This is a genomic window from Streptomyces sp. BE20, from assembly GCF_036322525.1.
Taxonomy (GTDB): Bacteria; Actinomycetota; Actinomycetes; order Streptomycetales; family Streptomycetaceae; genus Kitasatospora.
The window spans coordinates 1-531 of record NZ_JAQYWW010000975.1; the positions used below are offsets into that span (position 1 = coordinate 1).

At 74.4% G+C, this 531-nt stretch carries 1 protein-coding gene; it reads right to left on the bottom strand.

The window, feature by feature from the left end:
- The coding region (locus tag PUR61_RS25220) for an acyltransferase domain-containing protein (RefSeq protein ID WP_329881672.1) at nucleotides 1-478 on the bottom strand (478 nt) is incomplete at its 3' end.
- Nucleotides 479-531 lie beyond the last annotated feature (53 nt).

Below are 531 nucleotides of genomic sequence, written 5' to 3' on the forward strand. Positions count from 1 at the left end.
CACCGCCCACAGCACCGGCTGCACCACCTCCACCCGCGCCAACCAGTCGTCCCCGCCCCACACCACCGCCACCACCGACAAGCCCCTCAACGGCAACACCGCCGCAACACACTCCCCCAACCGCACCGCCCACCCGCGCCCCCCCACCCGCCGGCTCCCACCCACGCACCACATCCGCCCCCGGCGCCCCCCCCGACAACATCCCCCCGTCAACCCCGAGATCCACCACCGCCCAGGAACGCGCCGCGACCACCCGCGCCCCGTCCTCCACCGAGAGCGCCCCCGCCACCACCGCGGCCACCACCTCACCCAGCGAAAGACACACCACCGCGGCGGGAACCACCCCGAACGACACCCACCACGCCGTGAGCGCCACACCCACCGCCCACAGCACCGGCTGCACCACCTCCACCCGCGCCAACCAGTCGACCCCGCCCCGCAGCACCGCCTCCACCCACAACCCCGTCCACGCCAACACCGCCTACACACACGACACCAACCGCTCCGCGACCGCTCGCGACCCCACCAGCC